The following is an 18,606-nucleotide window of genomic DNA, read 5'->3' as shown; positions in this document are numbered from 1 at the left end:
AGACGGCAAGAGGGCAACTAGGGGGCGTCGGTGTCAATCTCGTCATCTTCGGCTGGGGGTGCTTCGTCGTCGTTGGCGTCGAGGAGTGGGAACTCATCTGGCAGGTAGGGTGGTGGGATGAAGGTGACCTCTTCGGGCACGAATGGGTCAGGTGCAATCAGCCGCTCGTGAGCGTAGAGCAACCAGACTTTGAGCGTGCCCAGCAAGGGCACCGCCAGAATCGCGCCCAGCACGCCGCCTTGGGTCGCGCCTACCAGGACGGCGAGAAAGACGACCACAGGGGGCAAATCCACTGTTTCGTGGTGGATGCGAGGAACGAGCAGGTTGTTTTCCAGTTGCTGAATAAGGGTGTACAAGCCCAACACCAGCAACATGACTTGCCAGCCGGGCAAGTTGAGATAGAGCGAACCTTGCACAAGCGCCACGAATGCCGCCGGAATGACGGCGATGATGGGACCGACGTTGGGCAAAATTTCCAGCACGCCGGCAATGAGGGCGAGCAACGGCGCACCGGGAATGCCCAGGGCAACGAGCCCCGCAAACGTCATCACACCGATGACGGTTGAGAGAATGAGTTGCCCGCGGAAGTAGGCGCGCCAGACGCGCGCTGTTTCATCCAGAAGGATATCGAGGTCGTCGCGTGTGGTTTCGGGGGCGATGCTCAGCAGGCGATGCCGCCAGTGTGGTCCATCTACAAGGAGATAGATGGAGAGAATGAAGACGATGAACGTGGACAGGACGAACCCCGACACCCGCCCGACGATGCCGGTTGCGACACCTACCACGCTCCCCGCCGAGCGGAGAACTTGCTGCACGGTTTGGGCGATTTCTTGCGCGGTAGGGGGCGTCAATGGAGCGGAGAGCGGGAAGATGTCGGCAAAGCTGGCAATAAGCGGTTCGAGGTTGTACTGGAACGCAAAGATGTGGATGGTGGGCGGGTTTTCCAGCCAAGTTTGAACAGCCAGGTTGATGCGCTGAATGAATTCGGGCAAGCCCTGGAAGAGTTCTTGCGTTTGTGAGACGAGGAAGGGCACGGCGAGCACAGGACCGCTGAACACAATCAGCAACAGCACAAGGTACGCGCCAAGCACCGCCAGCCAGCGCGGAATGAAGGTGTGACGGTCAATCCAATCAATGGGCATGCTCAACAGGTAGGCGAGGAGCGCCGCCACGAGAAAGACCGACCAATAGGGGCGTGCCAGCCAGACCAGCAAGAGAACAATGCCCACTTCGGCGATGAGGACGAGTGGGCGGTAGAGTGGCGGCCAGGGTCGTTTGTGCCGGGATGGTTGCGTGTGATGCGGCATAGGCGCTTGCGTGTTGGTGTGTCAGTTGTCAACCGGCGAGACATACGTCTGCCTCGCCGGTTGTGTTGCACTTAGGCGGTGCGTTCGATTTCGCAGCCCCAGGGTTCGTTTTGGGGGTCGGGGACTTCATCGCCCAGGAGCAGAGCGTCAACGGCTTCTTCCAGGTAGATTTTGTCGGGCGCGGGTTTTTCTTCGGAGCGGTCGTCAATGGCGCCCCAATAGCGCACAACGCCTTCGCCGTCGAGCACGACCACGGTGGGCGTGAGGGTAACGCCGAATGTGTCGGCGACCTTGCCGTCGCGGTCGAGCAGCAGCGGGAAGGTAAGCGGGCGTTTCCGCAGGACCATGTTCAAGCGCTCTTCGGTGTCGAAGGCGTGCGAATCAATGCCCAGCGTGACAACACCGCGTGCCCAGTAGGTCTCGGCAAAGCCGTTGAGGTAGGGCACATAGCGGCGTGAGATGTCGCACGTAGCCGCCCAGAAGACGAGCACGACAATTTTGCCCTTGTAATCGCTCAGGCGGTAGGTCTTGCCTTGCAAGTCTTGCAGTTCAAAATCGGGTGCTGTTTGGTTGATGCCAACAGCCATGAGCCCCTCCTTGTTTCGACGAGGTTGTGAGACGTCGCTACGGGTGCCCATTGTGCCGTGTATTGGGGTGAGCGTCAAGTGAGGGGCGTGATGGGGGATTGAGAAGAATGGGGAATCGCGCTACTGATTGCAGGGGGAAGGTGGTAGCGCACAAATGGCGATTGGGAAATACCCTTTGCTGAAAGGTGCAAGATGCACAGGAAACACAAAGCGGGATTTATTTGTTGAATCCCGCTTTGTGTAGGCCTATCCTGCTATTTTAGGGTGTTTGGTTTGACTTTTCTTGGCTCGCAGGGCCTGTGCTTTTTTCCACATTTGCACAAATTCATCACCACTTATCAGACTAATGGGTTTGCCTTTTGCCCATTCTTTTGCAGGCTTTGAAAAGCCGTTTGCGGCGACAATCATCCCTTGTGAGGCCTTTTCATGTTGAAGAGTACCATAAAAATCACGCACAACATTTTCGCCTACCGGTTTGCGCCAACGTTTACATTGAACGATCCATTTTTCGCCGTTTTGGGCTTTAACAACGACATCTACGCCGTGATCACCGCTTCGTCCTGTTCGTTTGGCCTTGTGCCCTAATAGGTTAAACAACTCGACAACCATTTCTTCAAATTCTATTGGTGATAAATCTGCTAAATCCTGGCCATCAGTTAATGTTGCCGCTTTTTTCCATAGATGGTTTTGTTTGCGATATTCTTGAAATTTCAAAAGACCAAGGATCGCGCCGCCTATGAGGAAAAACAAAAGCGTATTTAAGGGCTCTGGTATCAGGAAAGAAGTGAAAACAATTTTTTGTTCAAAGAACATCAAAAAGCGTCCAATGGCCAAAAATATCCAGAGGATGAACAACCCTCGTAGGAGTGAGCCACGCTTATGTTGTGCGATTGCAGAAACGAGAATGAGAGGCCAAAAATTGAAGGTGATCTCAAACACCAAAATAACAACACGGAGCGTACTGATATTTTCTGTCATAAGAGTGCTCCTTGTATGTTTTTATTGAGTATACCTTTATTACTTAAAACGACAAGCCTATAATCTTCCCTTCGCCTCCCCACTTGACGCCCGCAAGAGCCTTTGCCACAATGCGCTTCACGCGAGCCACGGCAATGGTGCCACGCCACTCAATCAACCCCTCAGGAGGTAAAAGTATGTCTGACCGTATCAAGTTTTTGCTGGAAGAATCCGCGCTTCCCACCGCCTGGTATAACATTGTTGCAGACCTTCCAGAACCCCCGCCGCCTGTTTTGCATCCCGGCACCGGGCAACCCGTTGGTCCCGATGATTTAGCCCCTCTGTTTCCGATGGCGCTTATCCAGCAGGAAGTGACGACTGAACCGTGGGTTGAAATCCCTGAACCGGTGCGGCAAGTCTATCGTCAGTGGCGCCCTTCGCCGCTCTACCGTGCGCGGCGATTGGAGCAACTCCTCGACACACCGGCGCGCATCTACTATAAATATGAAGGCGTAAGCCCCAGTGGTTCACACAAGCCCAATACCGCCGTGGCGCAAGCCTTCTATAACAAGCAGGAAGGCGTCAAACGCCTTGCGACTGAGACGGGCGCGGGGCAATGGGGGTCATCTCTGGCGATGGCGTGCGCTTTCTTTGGGCTGGAATGCAAAGTGTTCATGGTGCGGGTCAGCTATGAGCAGAAGCCCTACCGCCGCGCCCTTATGGAGACATACGGCGCTCAGGTCATACCCAGCCCCAGCACCGAAACCGAAGCCGGGCGTGCCATTTTAGCCAAAAACCCCAACTCGACCGGTTCGCTGGGGATTGCCATTTCGGAAGCCGTGGAGGTCGCCGCCAAAGACCCTGAGACGAAATACAGCCTTGGCAGCGTGCTGAACCACGTGCTCTTGCATCAAACCGTCATCGGGTTGGAAGCCTTGCAGCAAATGGAAATGGCGGACGACGAGCCCGATATCATCATCGGGGCGGCGGGCGGCGGTTCCAACTTCGCAGGGCTGGCGTTCCCGTTCATCGGGCGCAAACTGCGTGGTGAAAGCAACCCCCGCGTCATTGCCGTCGAACCGGCGGCGTGCCCGTCGCTGACCCGTGGCAAGTATGCCTACGACTTTGGCGACACCGGCGGGCTGACGCCACTGGTGAAAATGCACACGCTGGGCAGCCAATTTGTGCCCCCCGCCATCCATGCCGGCGGTTTGCGCTACCACGGCATGGCGCCGCTCGTAAGCCACTTGTACGAGCTGGGGGTGATTGAAGCCGTGGCAGTTCACCAGACCGAGGCGTTTGCCGCCGGCGTGCAGTTTGCCCGTGCCGAAGGCATCGTCCCCGCGCCGGAATCCAACCACGCGGTGGCGGCCGCCCTGCGTGAAGCCTTGCGGTGCAAGGAAGAAGGCGTCAGCCGCACGATTCTTTTCAACCTGAGCGGGCATGGGCATTTCGACATGCAAGCCTACATGGATTATTTTGCGGGCAAGCTCGAAGATTACGAGTATCCCGAAGAAGAAATCGCCATGGCGTTAGCCGGATTGCCCAGCGTCAACGCATAAGCAGATTTGCTCCGAGCGTCAAGGCGAGCACGTTTCAGTGCTCGCCTTTTTTGTTGCGGTTCGCGGATAAAGCGCCCTTCATTGAAAAAAACTCCACGTGCTTCTTTGAAGCGCTTCATACACCCTTCATCTGCCCCCCTTACCCTCAATGTGGCACAAGCCGACCAACTGGTGCTGGGAGTGAACCATGGTGACCAAACCCGACATGGCGTTGAACTTGCGACGCGTCCCATTCTTTAGCCTCTTGCCGGAACAAACACTCACGGCAATGGCGCGGCGTTTGCGTCGCGTGTCCTACCAGAAAGGCGATGTCGTCTTTTTGCAAGGTGAACCGGGCGACGCCATGTACTTCATTGAATCCGGGCAAGTCGAAGTCGTCGCGCAACAAGAAGACGGCAAGGAGAATGTGCTCGCGCGTTTGGGGCCTGGCTCGTTTTTTGGCGAAGTCGCGTTGTTGTTAGGGGGGACTCGCTCCGCAACGGTACGTGTGGTCATTGATGCCGTTCTCTTGCAGTTGCATAAAGAAGACCTCGAAACGTTGCTTGAAGAACACCCCGTGATTGCCATCAACATGAGCCGCGAATTGAGTTTGCGGCTTCGCCGAACCATTCACGGTGAATCCATCAATCGTGTGTGGCGGCTGGTGGCACTGCTGGCGGATGAACCGACGGCTATGGCGTTCATCCAGCGATTTGAAGAGGTGAGCGCTGAACGCCTGTTGTTGGTGGATGCGACCCGTGCCGACTGGCAGCCGGAGCAGTGGAGACTTTCCAACCGGGTGGAATGGTACACATGGCAACAGGAAAACCCGCTAGCGCTCCCCATCTTTCTGAGTGACAACGCCGCGGATTACGATCGTATCATCATGTTCATCTCCCCGTCCGACACCCTGTTGAACCGTACCGCCGTTGGGCAAGCCGATGTCGTGATTGAGTTGGGTACGCCAGTCACACATTGGGTCTCTTCCTTGGCGGGGGGCGTCTACTGGCATGCACTGGCTGAACCGCGTGCAGTGGATTACATGGCGCGAAAACTGGCGCACAAAACCGTGGGGCTGGTGCTCAGTTCGGGAAATGCGCGGGGATTGGCGCATATTGGCGTTATTCAAGTGCTGGAAGAAGTCGGCGTGCCGGTGGATGTGATTGCCGGGACGAGTATGGGCGCATTGGTGGGGGCGCTTTACGCCGCCGGCTACGACGCCGAGGGATTACAGACATTTGCTGCGCATCTTCCCTGGGCAACCAGCTGGCGCTCTGGATTGTACGATATTGCGTGGTGGCCGCGGCACGGGTTCATCAAAGGCGCAAAAGCACGGCGCTATCTTGCCGAACAATGGTTTCACCACAAAACCTTCCGCGACCTTCAACGGCGGCTCTATGTGGTCGCCACCGACCTTGTCACCGGGCAAGAAGTCGTCTTCCATACTGGTCCGGTGACCGAAGCGGTTTGGGCGAGCGCGTGTATTCCGGGCATCTTCCAACCTTTCTTCTACAACGGGCGGTATCTGGTGGATGGCGCCGCAGTCAACCCCATTCCCATCTCCGTTATCGAGCATGAAGTGGATATCCTGATTGTTGTCAGCACAATCCCCAGCTTATCGGAACGCCGTACCCGCCGCGCGATTGCGCGTGCCGGGCGTGTGCCGGGCTTGGTCAACATTATCATGGGGGTGCAGGAAATCATGGGGGCGGTCATGCTAGAGCACCAGACACAGCACAGCGCCGATCTGCTCTTGCGTCCTCACGTGAGCGATATTGGCGGGTTTGAATACGACCGGTGGGAGGAATTGATTGCGCGGGGGCGTCAGGCAGCTGAATCTTCGGTGGAGTCCATTCAGCGCTTGCTCTACCCACAAGTTGCTGTGCCGCTGTTATCGGTTCTTTCGTAAAAATGGGACTTTTATCCATCACAAACGGGTGTTGGCATAGGTAGAAAAGCGAAAGGCGCGTGCGCTTTTTTCAAAAGTATCAAACTTTTGTATTATACTTGAGCGCCAAACAACCGGTTTCCCAATACGAGGAACTCGATGAACCAGAATCTGCGCCGAGTACCATTTTTCCAGGGGCTTGATCAGGAAGCCTTATCCGCTATCCAAAAGCGGATGAAACTCCGCCGCTACAAAAAAGGCGACATTGTGTTCCCTGCCGGAGCACCGGGCGAATCCATGTTTGTGATTGAAAGCGGCCAGGTGCAAGTATTAGCCGACAGGGAAGGTGAGCCAACTGGCGGCGTTCTGGCCCATTTGGGACCCGGTTCGTTCTTTGGCGAAATGGCGCTGTTGTTGGGCGAGCGGCGCTCAGCAACGGTGCGGGTGGCGATTGATGCTGAGATTTGGGAACTGCACAAACGCGACCTTGACGACCTCTTGCAAGAATACCCACAAATCGCCATCAATATCAGCAAGGAACTCAGCCGCCGCCTGAGCAAAACCATTCAACAGCCCATTGAGATTGACGAAACCAACCTCATTACCATCACAGGGCAGCATATTCCTTTCTTTGTTGAACGCTTGAAAGCCGTCACGGGCGACCGTGTGTTGGTGGTGGATATTGGCGGCTTGCGTCCATCTTTGCCCGACATGCCGCCCGATGTGGATGTTCACCATTTTCCATGGGATGCACGTCCTGAGGAGTTAGCCGAGTTCCTCGGTCAAGAGGTGGATGAGTACAACCGCATTGTCATGGTGATTCGCACTCGCCAAACTCCGTTGGCGAGGAAAGCCGCTGAACTTGGGGAAGTTATTATCGAAGTGGACCATCACAGCACCACCTGGTTGCGGCGGTATGGGCGGCAGAATTATTGGCATGTGCAACCAAGCCGCAAGGATGTCGATCGCGCGGCGCGACGTGTCGCGCGCAAGTTGGTGGGGATTGCCCTCAGCGCCGGTAATTCGCGCGGATTGGCGCACGTGGGGGTGTTGGAAGTCTTGCGTGAAAACAACATCCCCATTGACTACATTGCGGGGACGAGCATGGGGGCGCTGATTGGCGGTTTGTACGCCTACCGCCCTTCCATCGAGTATCTCTATCAATTTGTTTCGCATCTCCCCAAAGCCACCAGTTTCCGCTTCGGCTTGTATGACTTTGCTTTTCCGTTCCGTACCGGCATTCTCAAAGGCGAAAAAATGCGCCGCTACCTTGCCGAAAAATGGTTTGGGAACGCCAATATCGAAGACTTGGAAATCCCGCTCAAAGTGGTGGCGGCAGACCTTGTCACAGGGGAAGAAGTCATCTTCACCGAAGGTCCTCTGGCGGATGCAGTGCGTGCGAGTACCAGCATCATGGGCATTTTTCAGCCCGCATATGTGGATGGACGCTATTTGATTGACGGTGGTGCCGTCAACCCTGTCCCTGCCAGTACGCTTGAAAACGATGTGAATATCATCATCGCCTCGAGTGTGATTGTGAACCTGACCGAACGCGCCCACCGCAAAGAAATTTTGCAAAGCGGTCGGTTGCCCAATGTGTTGAACATTGTGTTGGGTGTTCAGGAAATTATGGAGGCGGGTATTGTTGAAAGCCGCATGAGCAATGTAGATGTGCTCATCCAGCCGGACGTTACCGACGTTGATGGGATGAACTACAAAGAATGGAAGCCCATCGTTGAGCGTGGGCGTGTGGCGGCTGAAAAATTTGTTGATGATATCAAGCGCTTGTTGAGCGAACGTCGTGCGGGCGCTCGCGTGGATATTCGCCAGAAAGTCATCGAAAAAGCGCGATGAGCACCATTTTGGTTGTTGACGACGAGCAGCATATCTTTGAACTGGTGCGGTTGTACCTGGAACAAGAAGGCTTTGATGTCGCCTACGCTGCTGATGGTGTAGAAGCGTTACGGAAAGTGGCTGAAATCGAGCCGGATTTGGTTGTGTTGGATGTCATGTTGCCGGAGTTGGATGGGTTGAGCGTCTGCCGACAATTGCGGCAAGATGGCAACCGTGTTCCCATTATTCTGCTGACGGCGCGTGGTGATGATATTGACAAGATTTTGGGCTTGGAGTTAGGGGCTGATGATTATGTCACCAAGCCATTCAATCCGCGTGAATTGGTGGCGCGCGTAAAAGCCGTGTTGCGGCGTGTTGGGGGAACAGAGGGCTCATCAGACCAAACGCGCGAGGTGCCGTTAGCATTAGGGCGCGTGCGGTTGTTCCCGAAGCGCCGTGAGGTGTTTATCGGAAAAGAGCAAGTTTATTTACGCCCGAAAGAGTTCGATTTGCTGGAAACGTTTTTGCGCCACCCCGGACAAGTGCTCAGCCGTGAGCAGATACTCAACCGGGTGTGGGGCTACGATTACGTTGGCGAGACGCGTACGGTGGATGTTCACGTCGCTTCTCTTCGTGACAAACTCGAAGAGAGTGGCGTCAAAGTCGAAACCGTCTGGGGAATCGGGTACAAATTGGTGGAAGAGGTATGAAACTCCAAAAGCGCTTAACGACCAGTTATCTCATCATTGCGTTGATTGCCACATTGCTGGCAGGCACTGCCGGGGCCTTTGTGCTGCGTGTTCAGCAAGAACGCACGGCACGCACCACATTGCAGAGCATGGCGAGGCAAGCGGCGGTTGTCTTGCGCAATGCGCCTAATCGTTCGCTGGCTGCGCGCGAATTGCGTGCCCTTGCTGAGCAACACGGTTTGCGCTTGTTGGTCATCAATCGCGAGGGGCAAGTGGTCGCCGATACGGGCGACACGCTGGAAGGCGCTTCTTTGGGCGATCCGGCGAGTATTGCCGCCGCTTTGCGCACCGATTCTGTTTTTTCGTATCGCGGCAATGGCGAGGATTTGCTCCTGGCGCCTATCCCCATTGGCGGTAGCGAGGCCAACAACGTGGTCTTATTGGCTGTGCCGCGCAGCAGCTTGCTCAATAGCTGGATAGAGCTGTTGCCCGGCCTTTTGGGCGCGATGGCAGTGGCGGTTCTGGTTTCCTGGGCGGTTGGCTGGTACTTCTCGCGCCGCATTACCGAGCCGCTGGGCAAAATCACCGAAGCCGCCAAGCGTATTGCCGCCGGTGATTTTAGTGCGCGAGCTGAAGTGGATACGAGCGGCGATGATGAAATTGCCCAACTGGCGCGGGCTTTCAACACGATGATTGATGAAGTCAATGTAGCGCGTGATACACAGCGCGACTTCCTGGCAAATGTCAGCCACGACTTGCGTACCCCATTGACGAGCATTCAAGGGTTCTCCGAAGCGTTGATGGATGGGACGGTTCCCCCGGCGCAGCAGCAGCGTGTGGCGGCAATTATTCATGAAGAAGCGTCACGCCTCTCGCGCCTGGTGCAAGACTTGCTCGACCTGGCGCGTATTGAATCGGGACGCTTTATCATGGCGCGGCGTGATGTGGACTTGAACGAGATCATCCAGCGCTTGAAGGATATTTATGCGTCTCGTGCTGAAGCCGAAGGCATCAAATTCAAAGTGCGCCATCCGCGCAAAGCGCTTCCTATCATTGGCGACCCCGACCGCCTGGAACAAGTATTGACAAACTTGCTGGATAATGCGTTCAAGTATGCGCAACAATCTCCTGATGCGCCGGAAGTGCGCTTGATTGGTAAACTGGGTGGTGTCCGCGGTGTGGCCCAAGATGGCGCCGGCGGTGACCTGGGGCGCTGGTGGATTGAAATTCAAGTGATGGATAATGGGCCTGGCATTGCCGCGCAAGACTTGCCGCATATTTTCGACCGTTTCTATCGTGCCGACCAGGCGCGTAGTGGTGGTGGTGTTGGGCTTGGTTTGGCAATTGCGCGCGAGATTGTCCAGGCGCATGGCGGTGAAATTGCAGTTGAAAGTGGCGACAAAGGCACAACGTTCACCGTGCGTTTGCCCATGAACATGGGGCATCAATCAACACAAGAATCCGCACAACATGCGTCAGCCTGATAAACAAAAAGGAAACGAAAAAGCGATATGACCGTCAAAGTTGCGAAAACAACTAGTCCACATACTGCGGCGTTGGAATCATTGAGCGTCTGGCAAACACGCCTGGGGTGGTTGAGTCTTGTTTTTGTGCTGGTTGGCCTGGGGATGGCATTTTTCTATGCGCCAACCGAAGCCACGATGGGGGATGTGTACCGACTTTTCTTCTTCCATATGCCTGCCGCTATCGCCGGCTTTGCAGGCTTTTTTGTGACGTTTGTTGCCAGTATCGCCTACCTTGTCGAACGCTCAGCGGAACGCGATATGTGGGCGGTGGCTGGTGCAGAGACGGGCATTGTGTTCTCGTTGGCGGGGATTTTAGGAGGCATGTTTTGGGCGCGCCCCGTCTGGAATGTCTGGTGGACATGGGATGCCCGCCTGACGAGTGTGACCATCATGATGTTGACCTACATTGCGTACATGATGCTCCGCCAAGCCATTGACGACCCGGAACGCCGTGCCCGCTTTGCCGCAGTGATGGGCATTGTGGGGTTTGTCAATATCCCGTTGGTCTGGTTCAGCACGCGCTGGATTGACCGCACCATCCACCCGGTTTTGTTTGGCGGAGAATCCGCCGAGACGGCGCAAGGGGATTTGGCGTTGACGCAGTCCATGGAAATCACCTTGATGGTCTGCATGGTGGCAGTGCTTCTGCTCTTTGCGTACTTTTTGGTGCGCCGTGCTCGTTTGGAGATGGCACGCGCCGAATTGGCGCGTCTGCGCGAGGAAGGAGGGACGCCGTGACCAACGCGGAATATTTGTTCGGCGGCTATTTGGCGATGGGGCTTGTGTATCTCATCTACTGGTGGAGCCTGCGCCAGCGTGAACGTTTCGTCGAGCGCGAGTTGGACATAGAGCGTGAGATGCGTTCAGATGAGACGGCGCTTACATAGCAAAAGACGCACGTAGGTTTCACGAACAGGGACGATCTCCACGTGACAGTCGAAAAGATGGAGGTTGACGAAAGTGGGCGTGATAGAGGTATCAATCACGCCTTTTGTGTTGTGCATGCGCCACCCGGCGAATGTGTACACAAGCGTTGCCGGCCATAGCCGTATCGCCCAGCGGTGCGCCCCAAATGCCGCATCCAGGCAAATCCAGCGTCCCCCAGGGCGGAGGACCCGTGCAAATTCTTGTTGGGTGTGGCCTTCTTGCACATAGGGCGCCGGAAAAGTTGTGATCAACGTGCCAAATGTGGCGTCAGGAAAGGGGAGTGTGCGCCCATCCGCTTGCACGAGAGGTACGTGCCGATGATGGCGGCGCAACATGCGGTCTGCTGCGTGTACCATCTGTGCGGAGCGGTCTACACCAACAACGGGAATCCCCTTGCTGTGCAAAAAGGCTAATAAGCGCCCACGTCCAAAACCGACTTCGAGCACAGGGGGCGTTTCTACAAACTGGGCAGCGGTACGTACCCATTCGTACCAAAGACCGCCACTTGCGATCCAGGCGGCGCTGTCATAAAACCACCAGAGGTCGGTATACAGGTATTCAAAAAGCCGTTCCAAAACCCGTTTGCGGTTCATTCAATCAACCAAAGTATGATACACTGCTAGAAACGATTGACTTGTGTTCAATACATCATTATTGCCTTGTCTCTAAAAGTCAACCATCTTGTCAAAAGGCGTGAAATCCATGCGTATTGCACTCGTCCATGACTGGCTCAATCAAATGGGGGGCGCGGAAAACGTCCTCATCACGCTCAAAGAAATCTTTCCAGAAGCGCCGGTTTTTACAAGTATCTATGACCCGGATGCGATGCCGTCCCTCATGCGAGAGTGGGAGATTCATACCTCATTCCTCAACCGCATTCCGGGGATTACCAAGCGGCATCAAGCGTTTTTGCCGTTGTATCCGCTGGCGTTCGAGCAGTTCGATTTCAGCGGTTTCGACGTGGTCATAAGCAACAAGAGCGGTTTTTGCCATGGCATTATCACCCCACCGCAAACGTTGCACATCTGCTATTGTCTTACCCCGACACGCTACTTGTGGAATACCAGCACCTACATCGCACGTGAAGGGATTGGCGGCTGGGCAAAGCGCGTTTTGCCCCCCTTCTTGAGTGCGTTGCGTGTATGGGACCGCGTGGCGGCGGATCGTGTGGACCGCTTTGTCAGCATTTCGACGGCTATCCAGCATCGTGTGCGAAAATTCTATCGCCGCGATTCGGTGATTATCTATCCACCTGTGGAAACATCACGCTTTGCCACTGATGCGCCCCCCGGCGAATACGATTTGATCGTTTCGCGACTTATCCCCTACAAGCGCATTGACCTCGCTGTCAAAGCGTACACGCAATTACAAAAGCCGCTTGTGATTATTGGCGATGGTCGTGATCGGGAAGCGTTAGAGCGCATTGCGGGGCCCACCGTTCGCTTTTTGGGGCGCGTGAGTGATGAAGAATTGCCCCGTTGGGTGCAGGGGTGCCGCGCTTTCGTCTTCCCCGGCGAAGAAGACTTTGGCATTGCACCAATCGAGGCGCAAGCCGCGGGGCGTCCCGTGATTGCTTTTGCCGCTGGGGGCGCATTGGATACGGTCATCGAAGGCGTGACCGGAACATTCTTTCACGAACAAACACCCGCCGCTCTGGCAGAAGCCGTGCAACGCCTCGACCGCATGACGTTTGACCCTGACCGTATTCGGCGCCATGCAGTGCGCTTTGACACGACCGCCTTCAAAACAGCCATACGTGAATTTGTGGAAGAGGCGTTTGCCGAGCACCAAGCCCGATTTCGCCAAGGCGTTCGGCATACCGAGGAGGTTGGTTGATGGAATTGCGCCAATACTGGCATATTTTACGGCGACGTTGGTGGTTGCTTGTGGTTTTGCCCGCATTAGTGGGCGGATTGAGCTGGCTAACCTACACGCCGCCGGCGCCTGTGTATCAGTATGTGATTCGGCTGGTTGTCGGCGTGGAGCCGCTTGAAGAAGATGGAATGGCTTGGGAGACAGACCCCCGCTTGGCGGCTGCGCAAGCCAGCGAGTACATTGCCGACGATTTGAGCGTGATTGTGAGTGAGACCGCTTTTGCGCAAGCCGTGAGCGCCCGTTTGGGCGATTTGCAAGTGCCACCGGGGGCGATTGCAGGCGCAACCGTGGCTGAAAAACAACACCGCATTTTGACCATCACCATCACGTGGGGAGCCCCTGAGGCCTTGGAGCGTATTGGTGAAGCTGTTGTGGCAACCCTGGAATCCGAAGCCGACCGGTTTTTGCCGTTGATTGGGGGTACACGCACGCAAATTGCTGTCGTGGGGCAACATGGTCCTTTTCCCGTAGGGGGAGGGCTGCGTCAGAAACTGGACATTCCTTTGCGTATCGTGCTTGCTTTGATCGCTGCTGTCGCGTTTACGTTTCTCTGGGAATACCTTGATGATACCATTCGCTCACGCACCGACGTGGAACGGTATACCAGAACGCAGCTCCTGAGTGAAATTCCACGCCGCTCGCGGCGCTGGCGTTGAGATGGGGAGGCCAAAAAGGAGGTACCAATGCCAGAAACCGCAATACGTGTAGCCGTGTGTGGGCCTTTGCAATTTTTGCAGGAAGCGTTGGCGAGCGTGCTCCAACAACGCTATAAACTGGACGTCGCCCATTTTGTGCTCCCACAGGAATATTCTGAAGAAGACTCAAACACGCTTTTAGAGCAAGTCCAACAGTTTCATCCCGAGGTGGTTTTGTTTCTGCCGCCCGTCAAAGAAACCACTAGATGCCTGGACTTGATCGAAGCATTTGTGGCGCTCGATGCAAAAGTTATTTTAGTAACGTATACCGAGCATGAAACACGGCAATTGGTACACGAAGCGGTCTTGCGGGGGGTGGTCGGTGTGGTGCCCTCTCGTATGCCTTTGATGCTCCTGAGCCGTGCAATTTACAAAGTCTTTGAGGGCGAACTTTGGCTTGATCGCGCATTGACGGCTGTGGTCTTGAATAGCCTCACACGCTCGGAAATGGGGACCTCGAAAGATAAAACACAGGAGAAAATCGAATCTTTGACGGACCGTGAACGTGAAGTCATTCGTTGGTTGGCCAAAGGTTTGAAAAATCGCGATATTGCTGAACGAATGTCCATTAGCGAATCGACCGTGCGGCACCATTTTACGTCTATTTTCAACAAACTTGACATGAATAATCGTGTAGAGCTCTTGCTTTTTGCTCTCAAACATAATCTTGTCAGTATGGATGAGATTTTATCGTGAGAAAGGAGTATCCCGTATGGCATTGCGTCGTCGCCAAACATGGCTGATTGCTCTTCTTTCAGCATTGACATTGTTGGGAATGTGGGGCACTGGACTTTTGACGCCTTCTATTACCGTGGCCTGGGATGCAGAACATGCAGATGTTCAAGGATTTTATCTTTACCGGGGGCAGTCGGCTGAAGGACCTTTTGAACCGCTGATGTTGGAGATGATACCGGCGACGACGGATGAGGAGAACCATCCGCAATATCGTTTTATTGATACGAATGTTGTGCCTGGCGTGACGTACTACTACGTACTGGAAGAAGTCAAAACCTCGGGCGAGACGGAGCGCAAACTCCTCGAAGGGCCAGCGGTTGTCAATCAAAGCCCCTGGATGTTGATTGCCGCCTGGTTGATTGCGACAATCTTCCTCTTGTGGCTCGTCAACGCCACGCTTCCGCCGCACGTATCGTAGCGGTTAGGCGTAGATGTATTTCTTCCAGATATCGGGCGCGTTTCCATTGCCTAACAACGTCAGCCCAAAATAGCGTGGGCGGAAAGGCTTACGCAGCAATGTCATGCCGATTTCATGCGGCAGGTAATTGCCTTTGCGCCGATTGCAAGCAATACACGCGACGACCAAATTCTCCCACGAATGTTCCCCACCGCGCGAGCGCGGCACCACATGGTCAATCGTCAAGTGTTCAAGCCCCGGTTGCTTGCCGCAGTATTGACATGTGAATTCGTCCCGAAGCAGCAGGTTGCGCCGTGTCAATGGAACGCTCCAATGACGCGGCACATGAACATAGCGATACAGGCGAATGACCAGCGGACGTGGGAGGCTCAAATGCGCCGAATGGATGAACGCCTCATCGCTTTCAAGCAGTTCTGCTTTTTCTTTGAGCAGCAGGACGACGGCACGCTTGACAGAGACGGTATGGAGTGGTTCGTAAGAGGCGTTGAGCACAAGCACACCAGCCATGACTTGACTCCCTCTTCGCTTGATAAGCAAAAAGCGGCCTGCACAGGGCAAGGCCGCTTTTTATACAATCGTGTATTCTCGCTTGTGTATGAAAACTGAATGGCACATGGCCTCAAACCTTTTTACGCCATCACGTTCTCGGATGATTGTTGATGACGTAGTGCCAGAAACTCATTCACTTCTTCCTGGGCTTTGCGATAGCGGCGAAGAAGGGCAGCGTCGGTTCCGCTCAGGCTGCTGATGGTACGTGATGCACAGGTCTGACAGCCCAAGGAAAGTTTGTAAGAGCCGGGCTGACATTTCAAACACCCACATAATTGCACCATCATCAGCTGGAATGCCAACGCCTCGGGGTCGGTTTCTTCTTTTTGTGCGACGCTCTCAACCAGTTCCTTCCACTTAGGACCCCGCAAGTTGGCGAGTGTGCGTGTAATGCGATGTGGGAACAGGAACACGTTATTTCGGAACATAAGCCTCTACTCCATAAAAAACTCGGGGGCCAGGACTCGAACCTGGATTGGCGGATCCAAAGTCCGCTGTCTTGCCGATTAGACGACCCCCGATCGATAAACCCATCTGCTTTTCTGTTTTCCAGCAGAGAGCGGGCGATGGGATTCGAACCCACGACCTTCTCCTTGGCAAGGAGACGTTCTACCACTGAACTACGCCCGCTTATCAACGTCCCTATTTTAGCAAGAGCAACGCTATTTTCAAAACGAAGCAGGGGGGACAGGACTCGAACCTGCAGCCTGCGGTTTTGGAGACCGCTGCTCTGCCAATTGAGCTACCCCCCTGGGCAAAGCGCCGATACAATAGCAATGTTCCCGTTTTGTGTCAAATTTGGGCTGAGGGTCATATCCGCACACCGTGCCAAAACCTTGCTCCTCGCAAGTCCTCGTGGTATCATCCCACCAGCCAGAAGAAACGAGCGGACAAAAGGAGTTCCCCATGGTCATGGATGAAGGCGATGTGACGCAACGTGTGCAAGAATTGCTCGCGCGTGGACGCGAAGCCGCACGCAATGAGCGTCGTGAGGAAGCGCGCCAATACCTTCAGGCGGCTGTGGATATTGACCCCAACAACGCCGAAGCATGGCTATGGCTTGCCGGTGTGATGGACGACCCGTATGAAACGAAGTATTGCCTGGAACGTGCGCTTGAAATTGACCCTCTGAATGAACGTGCACGGCGTGGGCTGGCGTGGGCGGAACAACAAATCGCCGAACTGGAAGCGCAACCCACTTCAGCGGCGGAAGAAGCGGGTTTTTCGAGCATTGAAGCGCAATTGCGGGCGCAATTGCACACCGATGAGGAAGAACGCCCTGGAACCGGCTTGCTTTCGGGTCCCGCTTTGGAAACGTCCACGGGGTTTGATATTCGTGAATTTTTTGCAGCGCCCGATGCGCCGTACCGTATCGCGACACTGGTTTTGTTGGGGTTCTTGGCGCTGGGCGTGATCCTCATGCTTTTGCTGACCATTGGCGTTATTGACCCCATCACGGCTGTTTGACGGTTTCGCCTTTTCGCCCGATTTCTCTATACTGTAGGCGTGAGCAACGGCGCCGGACGTCTCCCAAGACGTCCGGCTTTTTCTATGCCAATTTTGATGAAAAGGAGGGGTTATGGCGAAGATTCCGGTGGCCGTTCTGGGGGCAACAGGGCTTGTTGGGCAGCGCCTCGTGCGCCGGCTGGCTGACCACCCCTGGTTTGAGGTGGTGGCATTGACGGGCTCGGCGCGCTCGGAAGGGAAACGGTATGCTGATGTGGTGCGATGGCGGCTTCCCGGTGATCCGCCGCCGCAGGTTGCCGACATGATTGTTCAGCCCAGCGACCCGGCGCATGTGCCGGCGAAATTGGTTTTTTCGGCGTTGCCGTCCAGCATTGCGGCGGACATTGAAGCGGCGTTTGCCCAGGCTGGGGCGTTTGTGTCCAGCAATGCGCGCAATTATCGCATGCACGCTGATGTGCCGCTGGTGTTGCCCGAGGTGAACCCAGACCACCTGGCGTTGTTGCATGTTCAGCAACGCCAACGCGGGTGGACGGGCGGGATTGTGACGAATGCAAATTGTGTTGCCATTCCGCTCACACTCGCTCTGAAACCGTTGCAAGATGCTTTTGGTGTGGAACAAGTCTTTGTCGTCACGATGCAGGCGATTAGTGGGGCGGGGTATCCCGGCGTTGCTTCGCTGGATATTGTGGACAACGTGATTCCATTCATCAGTGGGGAAGAGCCCAAAATTGAAAGCGAACCGCTCAAAATGTTGGGCACGCTTTCGGATGATACGGTTGAGGCGGCGCCTATTGCGATTAGTGCGCAGGCAAACCGTGTTGCGACACGTGACGGCCATATGCTTTGCGTGAGCGTCAAGCTGAAGCAGCAGGCGACGCCCGCGGAGGTGGCCGAGGTTTTGCGGGCGTTCCGTGGTAAGCCGCAAGAATTGAATTTGCCGAGCGCCGCACCGACGCCGATTGTGGTGCGTGAAGAGGACGACCGGCCGCAACCGGTGCGCGACCGTGATGCGGCGGGCGGTATGGCGATTACCGTGGGGCGCATTCGTGAGTGCCCATTGTTTGATGTGAAGTTTGTGGTGTTGGGGCACAACACGGAACGCGGCGCGGCAGCCGCGGCGCTGCTCAATGGCGAATTGTTGAAAGCCGAGGGGTTTGTGGCATGAGTGCGAAAACGGTGTATTTGCCGCGGACAATTGCAGAGCAGATGATTGCCCATGCGCGTGAGGGCAAACCGGAAGAGATTTGCGGCTTGGTGGCGGGGGATGCTTCGGGGCGTCCCGTGGCGTTGTTTCGTGTGCCCAACATTGCTACAAACAAAATCATCACCTACCACATGGACCCCCACGCGCAGTTGCAAGCCTTTCGCGAGATGGAATCGCGCGGGTGGCAGTTGCATGGTATCTATCACAGCCATCCCGCCACACAAGCCTATCCTTCGGAAACCGACCGTGGGCTGGCGTTTGACCCGTTCGACAACCAGCCGCTCTACCCGGATACGATTTACTACATCATCTCGCTGGCGGATGAGACGCGACCGGTGATTCGCGGCTTTCTCTTGCCCGATCCTGATACGATTGAAGAAGTCCACATTGAAATTGAGGACGAGTAAG

The 18,606-nt window shown here is 55.3% G+C and carries 20 protein-coding genes and 3 tRNA genes; 14 read left to right on the top strand and 9 right to left on the bottom strand.

Annotated elements, in window-relative coordinates:
- Positions 1-17: 17 nt before the first annotated feature.
- From SE16_RS07700 to SE16_RS07690, 3 genes are all read right to left on the bottom strand, one after another.
- On the bottom strand, positions 18-1,307 hold the full coding sequence (locus SE16_RS07700) for an AI-2E family transporter (RefSeq protein WP_054491563.1): 1,290 nt from the start codon (positions 1,305-1,307) through the stop codon (positions 18-20).
- 71 nt (positions 1,308-1,378) lie between these two features.
- Positions 1,379-1,894, bottom strand: a complete 516-nt coding sequence (locus SE16_RS07695) for a redoxin domain-containing protein (RefSeq protein ID WP_054491564.1) — start codon at positions 1,892-1,894, stop codon at positions 1,379-1,381.
- A gap of 246 nt (positions 1,895-2,140) precedes the next feature.
- Positions 2,141-2,872 carry a restriction endonuclease gene (locus tag SE16_RS07690; RefSeq protein ID WP_054491565.1) on the bottom strand — a complete coding sequence of 244 codons (732 nt, stop codon included), beginning with the start codon at positions 2,870-2,872 and terminating at the stop codon, positions 2,141-2,143.
- Positions 2,873-3,048: 176 nt separating this feature from the next.
- Between SE16_RS07690 and SE16_RS07685 the strand changes: the two genes are divergently transcribed.
- From SE16_RS07685 to SE16_RS15960, 7 genes are all read left to right on the top strand, one after another.
- Positions 3,049-4,413: a TrpB-like pyridoxal phosphate-dependent enzyme gene (locus tag SE16_RS07685; protein WP_054491566.1), complete on the top strand. Its 1,365-nt coding sequence runs from the start codon at positions 3,049-3,051 to the stop codon at positions 4,411-4,413.
- 187 nt (positions 4,414-4,600) lie between these two features.
- Entirely contained in the window at positions 4,601-6,301 is a 1,701-nt protein-coding gene (locus SE16_RS07680; RefSeq protein ID WP_054491567.1) for a patatin-like phospholipase family protein, read from the top strand.
- Positions 6,302-6,439: 138 nt separating this feature from the next.
- Complete coding sequence (locus SE16_RS07675) at positions 6,440-8,134, top strand: patatin-like phospholipase family protein (protein ID WP_082373716.1); 1,695 nt, start codon at positions 6,440-6,442, stop codon at positions 8,132-8,134.
- Complete coding sequence (locus SE16_RS07670) at positions 8,131-8,823, top strand: response regulator transcription factor (protein WP_054491569.1); 693 nt, start codon at positions 8,131-8,133, stop codon at positions 8,821-8,823. Before SE16_RS07675 ends, SE16_RS07670 begins: the two co-directional genes overlap by 4 nt.
- Positions 8,820-10,286: a sensor histidine kinase gene (locus tag SE16_RS07665; protein ID WP_054491570.1), complete on the top strand. Its 1,467-nt coding sequence runs from the start codon at positions 8,820-8,822 to the stop codon at positions 10,284-10,286. The genes SE16_RS07670 and SE16_RS07665 overlap by 4 nt, the downstream gene beginning before the upstream one ends.
- Positions 10,287-10,313: 27 nt before the next feature.
- Positions 10,314-11,066, top strand: coding sequence for a cytochrome c biogenesis protein (locus SE16_RS07660; RefSeq protein ID WP_054491571.1), 753 nt, complete (start codon positions 10,314-10,316; stop codon positions 11,064-11,066).
- Complete coding sequence (locus SE16_RS15960; protein ID WP_160316918.1) at positions 11,063-11,215, top strand: hypothetical protein; 153 nt, start codon at positions 11,063-11,065, stop codon at positions 11,213-11,215. Before SE16_RS07660 ends, SE16_RS15960 begins: the two co-directional genes overlap by 4 nt.
- Here the strand turns inward: SE16_RS15960 and SE16_RS07655 are convergent.
- The gene (locus tag SE16_RS07655; RefSeq protein WP_054491572.1) at positions 11,192-11,848 is read right to left on the bottom strand and encodes a class I SAM-dependent methyltransferase; all 657 of its coding nucleotides are present in this window, start codon (positions 11,846-11,848) and stop codon (positions 11,192-11,194) included. The genes SE16_RS15960 and SE16_RS07655 overlap by 24 nt on opposite strands.
- 109 nt (positions 11,849-11,957) lie before the next feature.
- On the opposite strand from SE16_RS07655, the gene SE16_RS07650 reads away from it, so the two are divergent.
- Genes SE16_RS07650 through SE16_RS07635 form a run of 4 tightly spaced genes read left to right on the top strand, consistent with a single transcriptional unit; the run spans position 11,958 to position 14,978 of the window.
- Entirely contained in the window at positions 11,958-13,091 is a 1,134-nt protein-coding gene (locus SE16_RS07650; protein WP_054491573.1) for a glycosyltransferase, read from the top strand.
- Positions 13,091-13,786: a YveK family protein gene (locus SE16_RS07645; protein WP_054491574.1), complete on the top strand. Its 696-nt coding sequence runs from the start codon at positions 13,091-13,093 to the stop codon at positions 13,784-13,786. The genes SE16_RS07650 and SE16_RS07645 overlap by 1 nt, the downstream gene beginning before the upstream one ends.
- 27 nt (positions 13,787-13,813) lie before the next feature.
- Positions 13,814-14,521, top strand: a complete 708-nt coding sequence (locus SE16_RS07640) for a helix-turn-helix transcriptional regulator (protein ID WP_054491575.1) — start codon at positions 13,814-13,816, stop codon at positions 14,519-14,521.
- 16 nt (positions 14,522-14,537) lie between these two features.
- Positions 14,538-14,978, top strand: coding sequence for a hypothetical protein (locus SE16_RS07635; protein WP_054491576.1), 441 nt, complete (start codon positions 14,538-14,540; stop codon positions 14,976-14,978).
- A 3-nt stretch (positions 14,979-14,981) separates the two neighbouring features.
- On the opposite strand, the gene SE16_RS07630 is transcribed toward SE16_RS07635, so the two are convergent.
- From SE16_RS07630 to SE16_RS07610, 5 genes are all read right to left on the bottom strand, one after another.
- Positions 14,982-15,485, bottom strand: a complete 504-nt coding sequence (locus SE16_RS07630) for an HNH endonuclease (RefSeq protein ID WP_054491577.1) — start codon at positions 15,483-15,485, stop codon at positions 14,982-14,984.
- 122 nt (positions 15,486-15,607) lie between these two features.
- A complete protein-coding gene (locus SE16_RS07625; RefSeq protein ID WP_054491578.1) occupies positions 15,608-15,955 on the bottom strand; it encodes a hypothetical protein in 348 nt (115 codons plus the stop codon).
- 21 nt (positions 15,956-15,976) lie between these two features.
- A tRNA-Gln gene (locus SE16_RS07620) sits at positions 15,977-16,048 on the bottom strand.
- A gap of 37 nt (positions 16,049-16,085) precedes the next feature.
- Positions 16,086-16,157 (bottom strand) — tRNA-Gly (locus SE16_RS07615).
- A 49-nt stretch (positions 16,158-16,206) separates the two neighbouring features.
- Positions 16,207-16,279 (bottom strand) — tRNA-Trp (locus tag SE16_RS07610).
- Positions 16,280-16,433: 154 nt separating this feature from the next.
- Between SE16_RS07610 and SE16_RS07605 the strand changes: the two genes are divergently transcribed.
- The 3 genes from SE16_RS07605 (at position 16,434) to SE16_RS07595 (ending at position 18,605) form a co-directional block, all read left to right on the top strand.
- Complete coding sequence (locus SE16_RS07605) at positions 16,434-16,994, top strand: tetratricopeptide repeat protein (RefSeq protein WP_054491579.1); 561 nt, start codon at positions 16,434-16,436, stop codon at positions 16,992-16,994.
- Between the two features lie 112 nt (positions 16,995-17,106).
- Positions 17,107-18,159, top strand: coding sequence for an aspartate-semialdehyde dehydrogenase (gene asd, locus SE16_RS07600; RefSeq protein ID WP_054491580.1), 1,053 nt, complete (start codon positions 17,107-17,109; stop codon positions 18,157-18,159).
- Positions 18,156-18,605: a Mov34/MPN/PAD-1 family protein gene (locus SE16_RS07595; protein WP_054491581.1), complete on the top strand. Its 450-nt coding sequence runs from the start codon at positions 18,156-18,158 to the stop codon at positions 18,603-18,605. The genes asd and SE16_RS07595 overlap by 4 nt, the downstream gene beginning before the upstream one ends.
- The last annotated feature ends 1 nt before the right edge of the window (position 18,606 follow it).

It is taken from the genome of Ardenticatena maritima (assembly GCF_001306175.1).
In the GTDB taxonomy this organism is placed as follows: Bacteria; Chloroflexota; Anaerolineae; order Ardenticatenales; family Ardenticatenaceae; genus Ardenticatena; species Ardenticatena maritima.
Note: the sequence above shows the minus strand (reverse complement) of the source record. Positions and strands in the feature narration are given on the sequence as shown.

Coding starts and splice junctions, on each gene's coding strand:
- SE16_RS07700 (WP_054491563.1), bottom strand. CDS start 1,307: ATGCCGCATCACACGCAACCATCCCGGCACAAACGACCCTGGCCGCCA.
- SE16_RS07695 (WP_054491564.1), bottom strand. CDS start 1,894: ATGGCTGTTGGCATCAACCAAACAGCACCCGATTTTGAACTGCAAGAC.
- SE16_RS07690 (WP_054491565.1), bottom strand. CDS start 2,872: ATGACAGAAAATATCAGTACGCTCCGTGTTGTTATTTTGGTGTTTGAG.
- SE16_RS07685 (WP_054491566.1), top strand. CDS start 3,049: ATGTCTGACCGTATCAAGTTTTTGCTGGAAGAATCCGCGCTTCCCACC.
- SE16_RS07680 (WP_054491567.1), top strand. CDS start 4,601: ATGGTGACCAAACCCGACATGGCGTTGAACTTGCGACGCGTCCCATTC.
- SE16_RS07675 (WP_082373716.1), top strand. CDS start 6,440: ATGAACCAGAATCTGCGCCGAGTACCATTTTTCCAGGGGCTTGATCAG.
- SE16_RS07670 (WP_054491569.1), top strand. CDS start 8,131: ATGAGCACCATTTTGGTTGTTGACGACGAGCAGCATATCTTTGAACTG.
- SE16_RS07665 (WP_054491570.1), top strand. CDS start 8,820: ATGAAACTCCAAAAGCGCTTAACGACCAGTTATCTCATCATTGCGTTG.
- SE16_RS07660 (WP_054491571.1), top strand. CDS start 10,314: ATGACCGTCAAAGTTGCGAAAACAACTAGTCCACATACTGCGGCGTTG.
- SE16_RS07655 (WP_054491572.1), bottom strand. CDS start 11,848: ATGAACCGCAAACGGGTTTTGGAACGGCTTTTTGAATACCTGTATACC.
- SE16_RS07650 (WP_054491573.1), top strand. CDS start 11,958: ATGCGTATTGCACTCGTCCATGACTGGCTCAATCAAATGGGGGGCGCG.
- SE16_RS07645 (WP_054491574.1), top strand. CDS start 13,091: ATGGAATTGCGCCAATACTGGCATATTTTACGGCGACGTTGGTGGTTG.
- SE16_RS07640 (WP_054491575.1), top strand. CDS start 13,814: ATGCCAGAAACCGCAATACGTGTAGCCGTGTGTGGGCCTTTGCAATTT.
- SE16_RS07635 (WP_054491576.1), top strand. CDS start 14,538: ATGGCATTGCGTCGTCGCCAAACATGGCTGATTGCTCTTCTTTCAGCA.
- SE16_RS07630 (WP_054491577.1), bottom strand. CDS start 15,485: ATGGCTGGTGTGCTTGTGCTCAACGCCTCTTACGAACCACTCCATACC.
- SE16_RS07625 (WP_054491578.1), bottom strand. CDS start 15,955: ATGTTCCGAAATAACGTGTTCCTGTTCCCACATCGCATTACACGCACA.
- SE16_RS07605 (WP_054491579.1), top strand. CDS start 16,434: ATGGTCATGGATGAAGGCGATGTGACGCAACGTGTGCAAGAATTGCTC.
- asd (WP_054491580.1), top strand. CDS start 17,107: ATGGCGAAGATTCCGGTGGCCGTTCTGGGGGCAACAGGGCTTGTTGGG.
- SE16_RS07595 (WP_054491581.1), top strand. CDS start 18,156: ATGAGTGCGAAAACGGTGTATTTGCCGCGGACAATTGCAGAGCAGATG.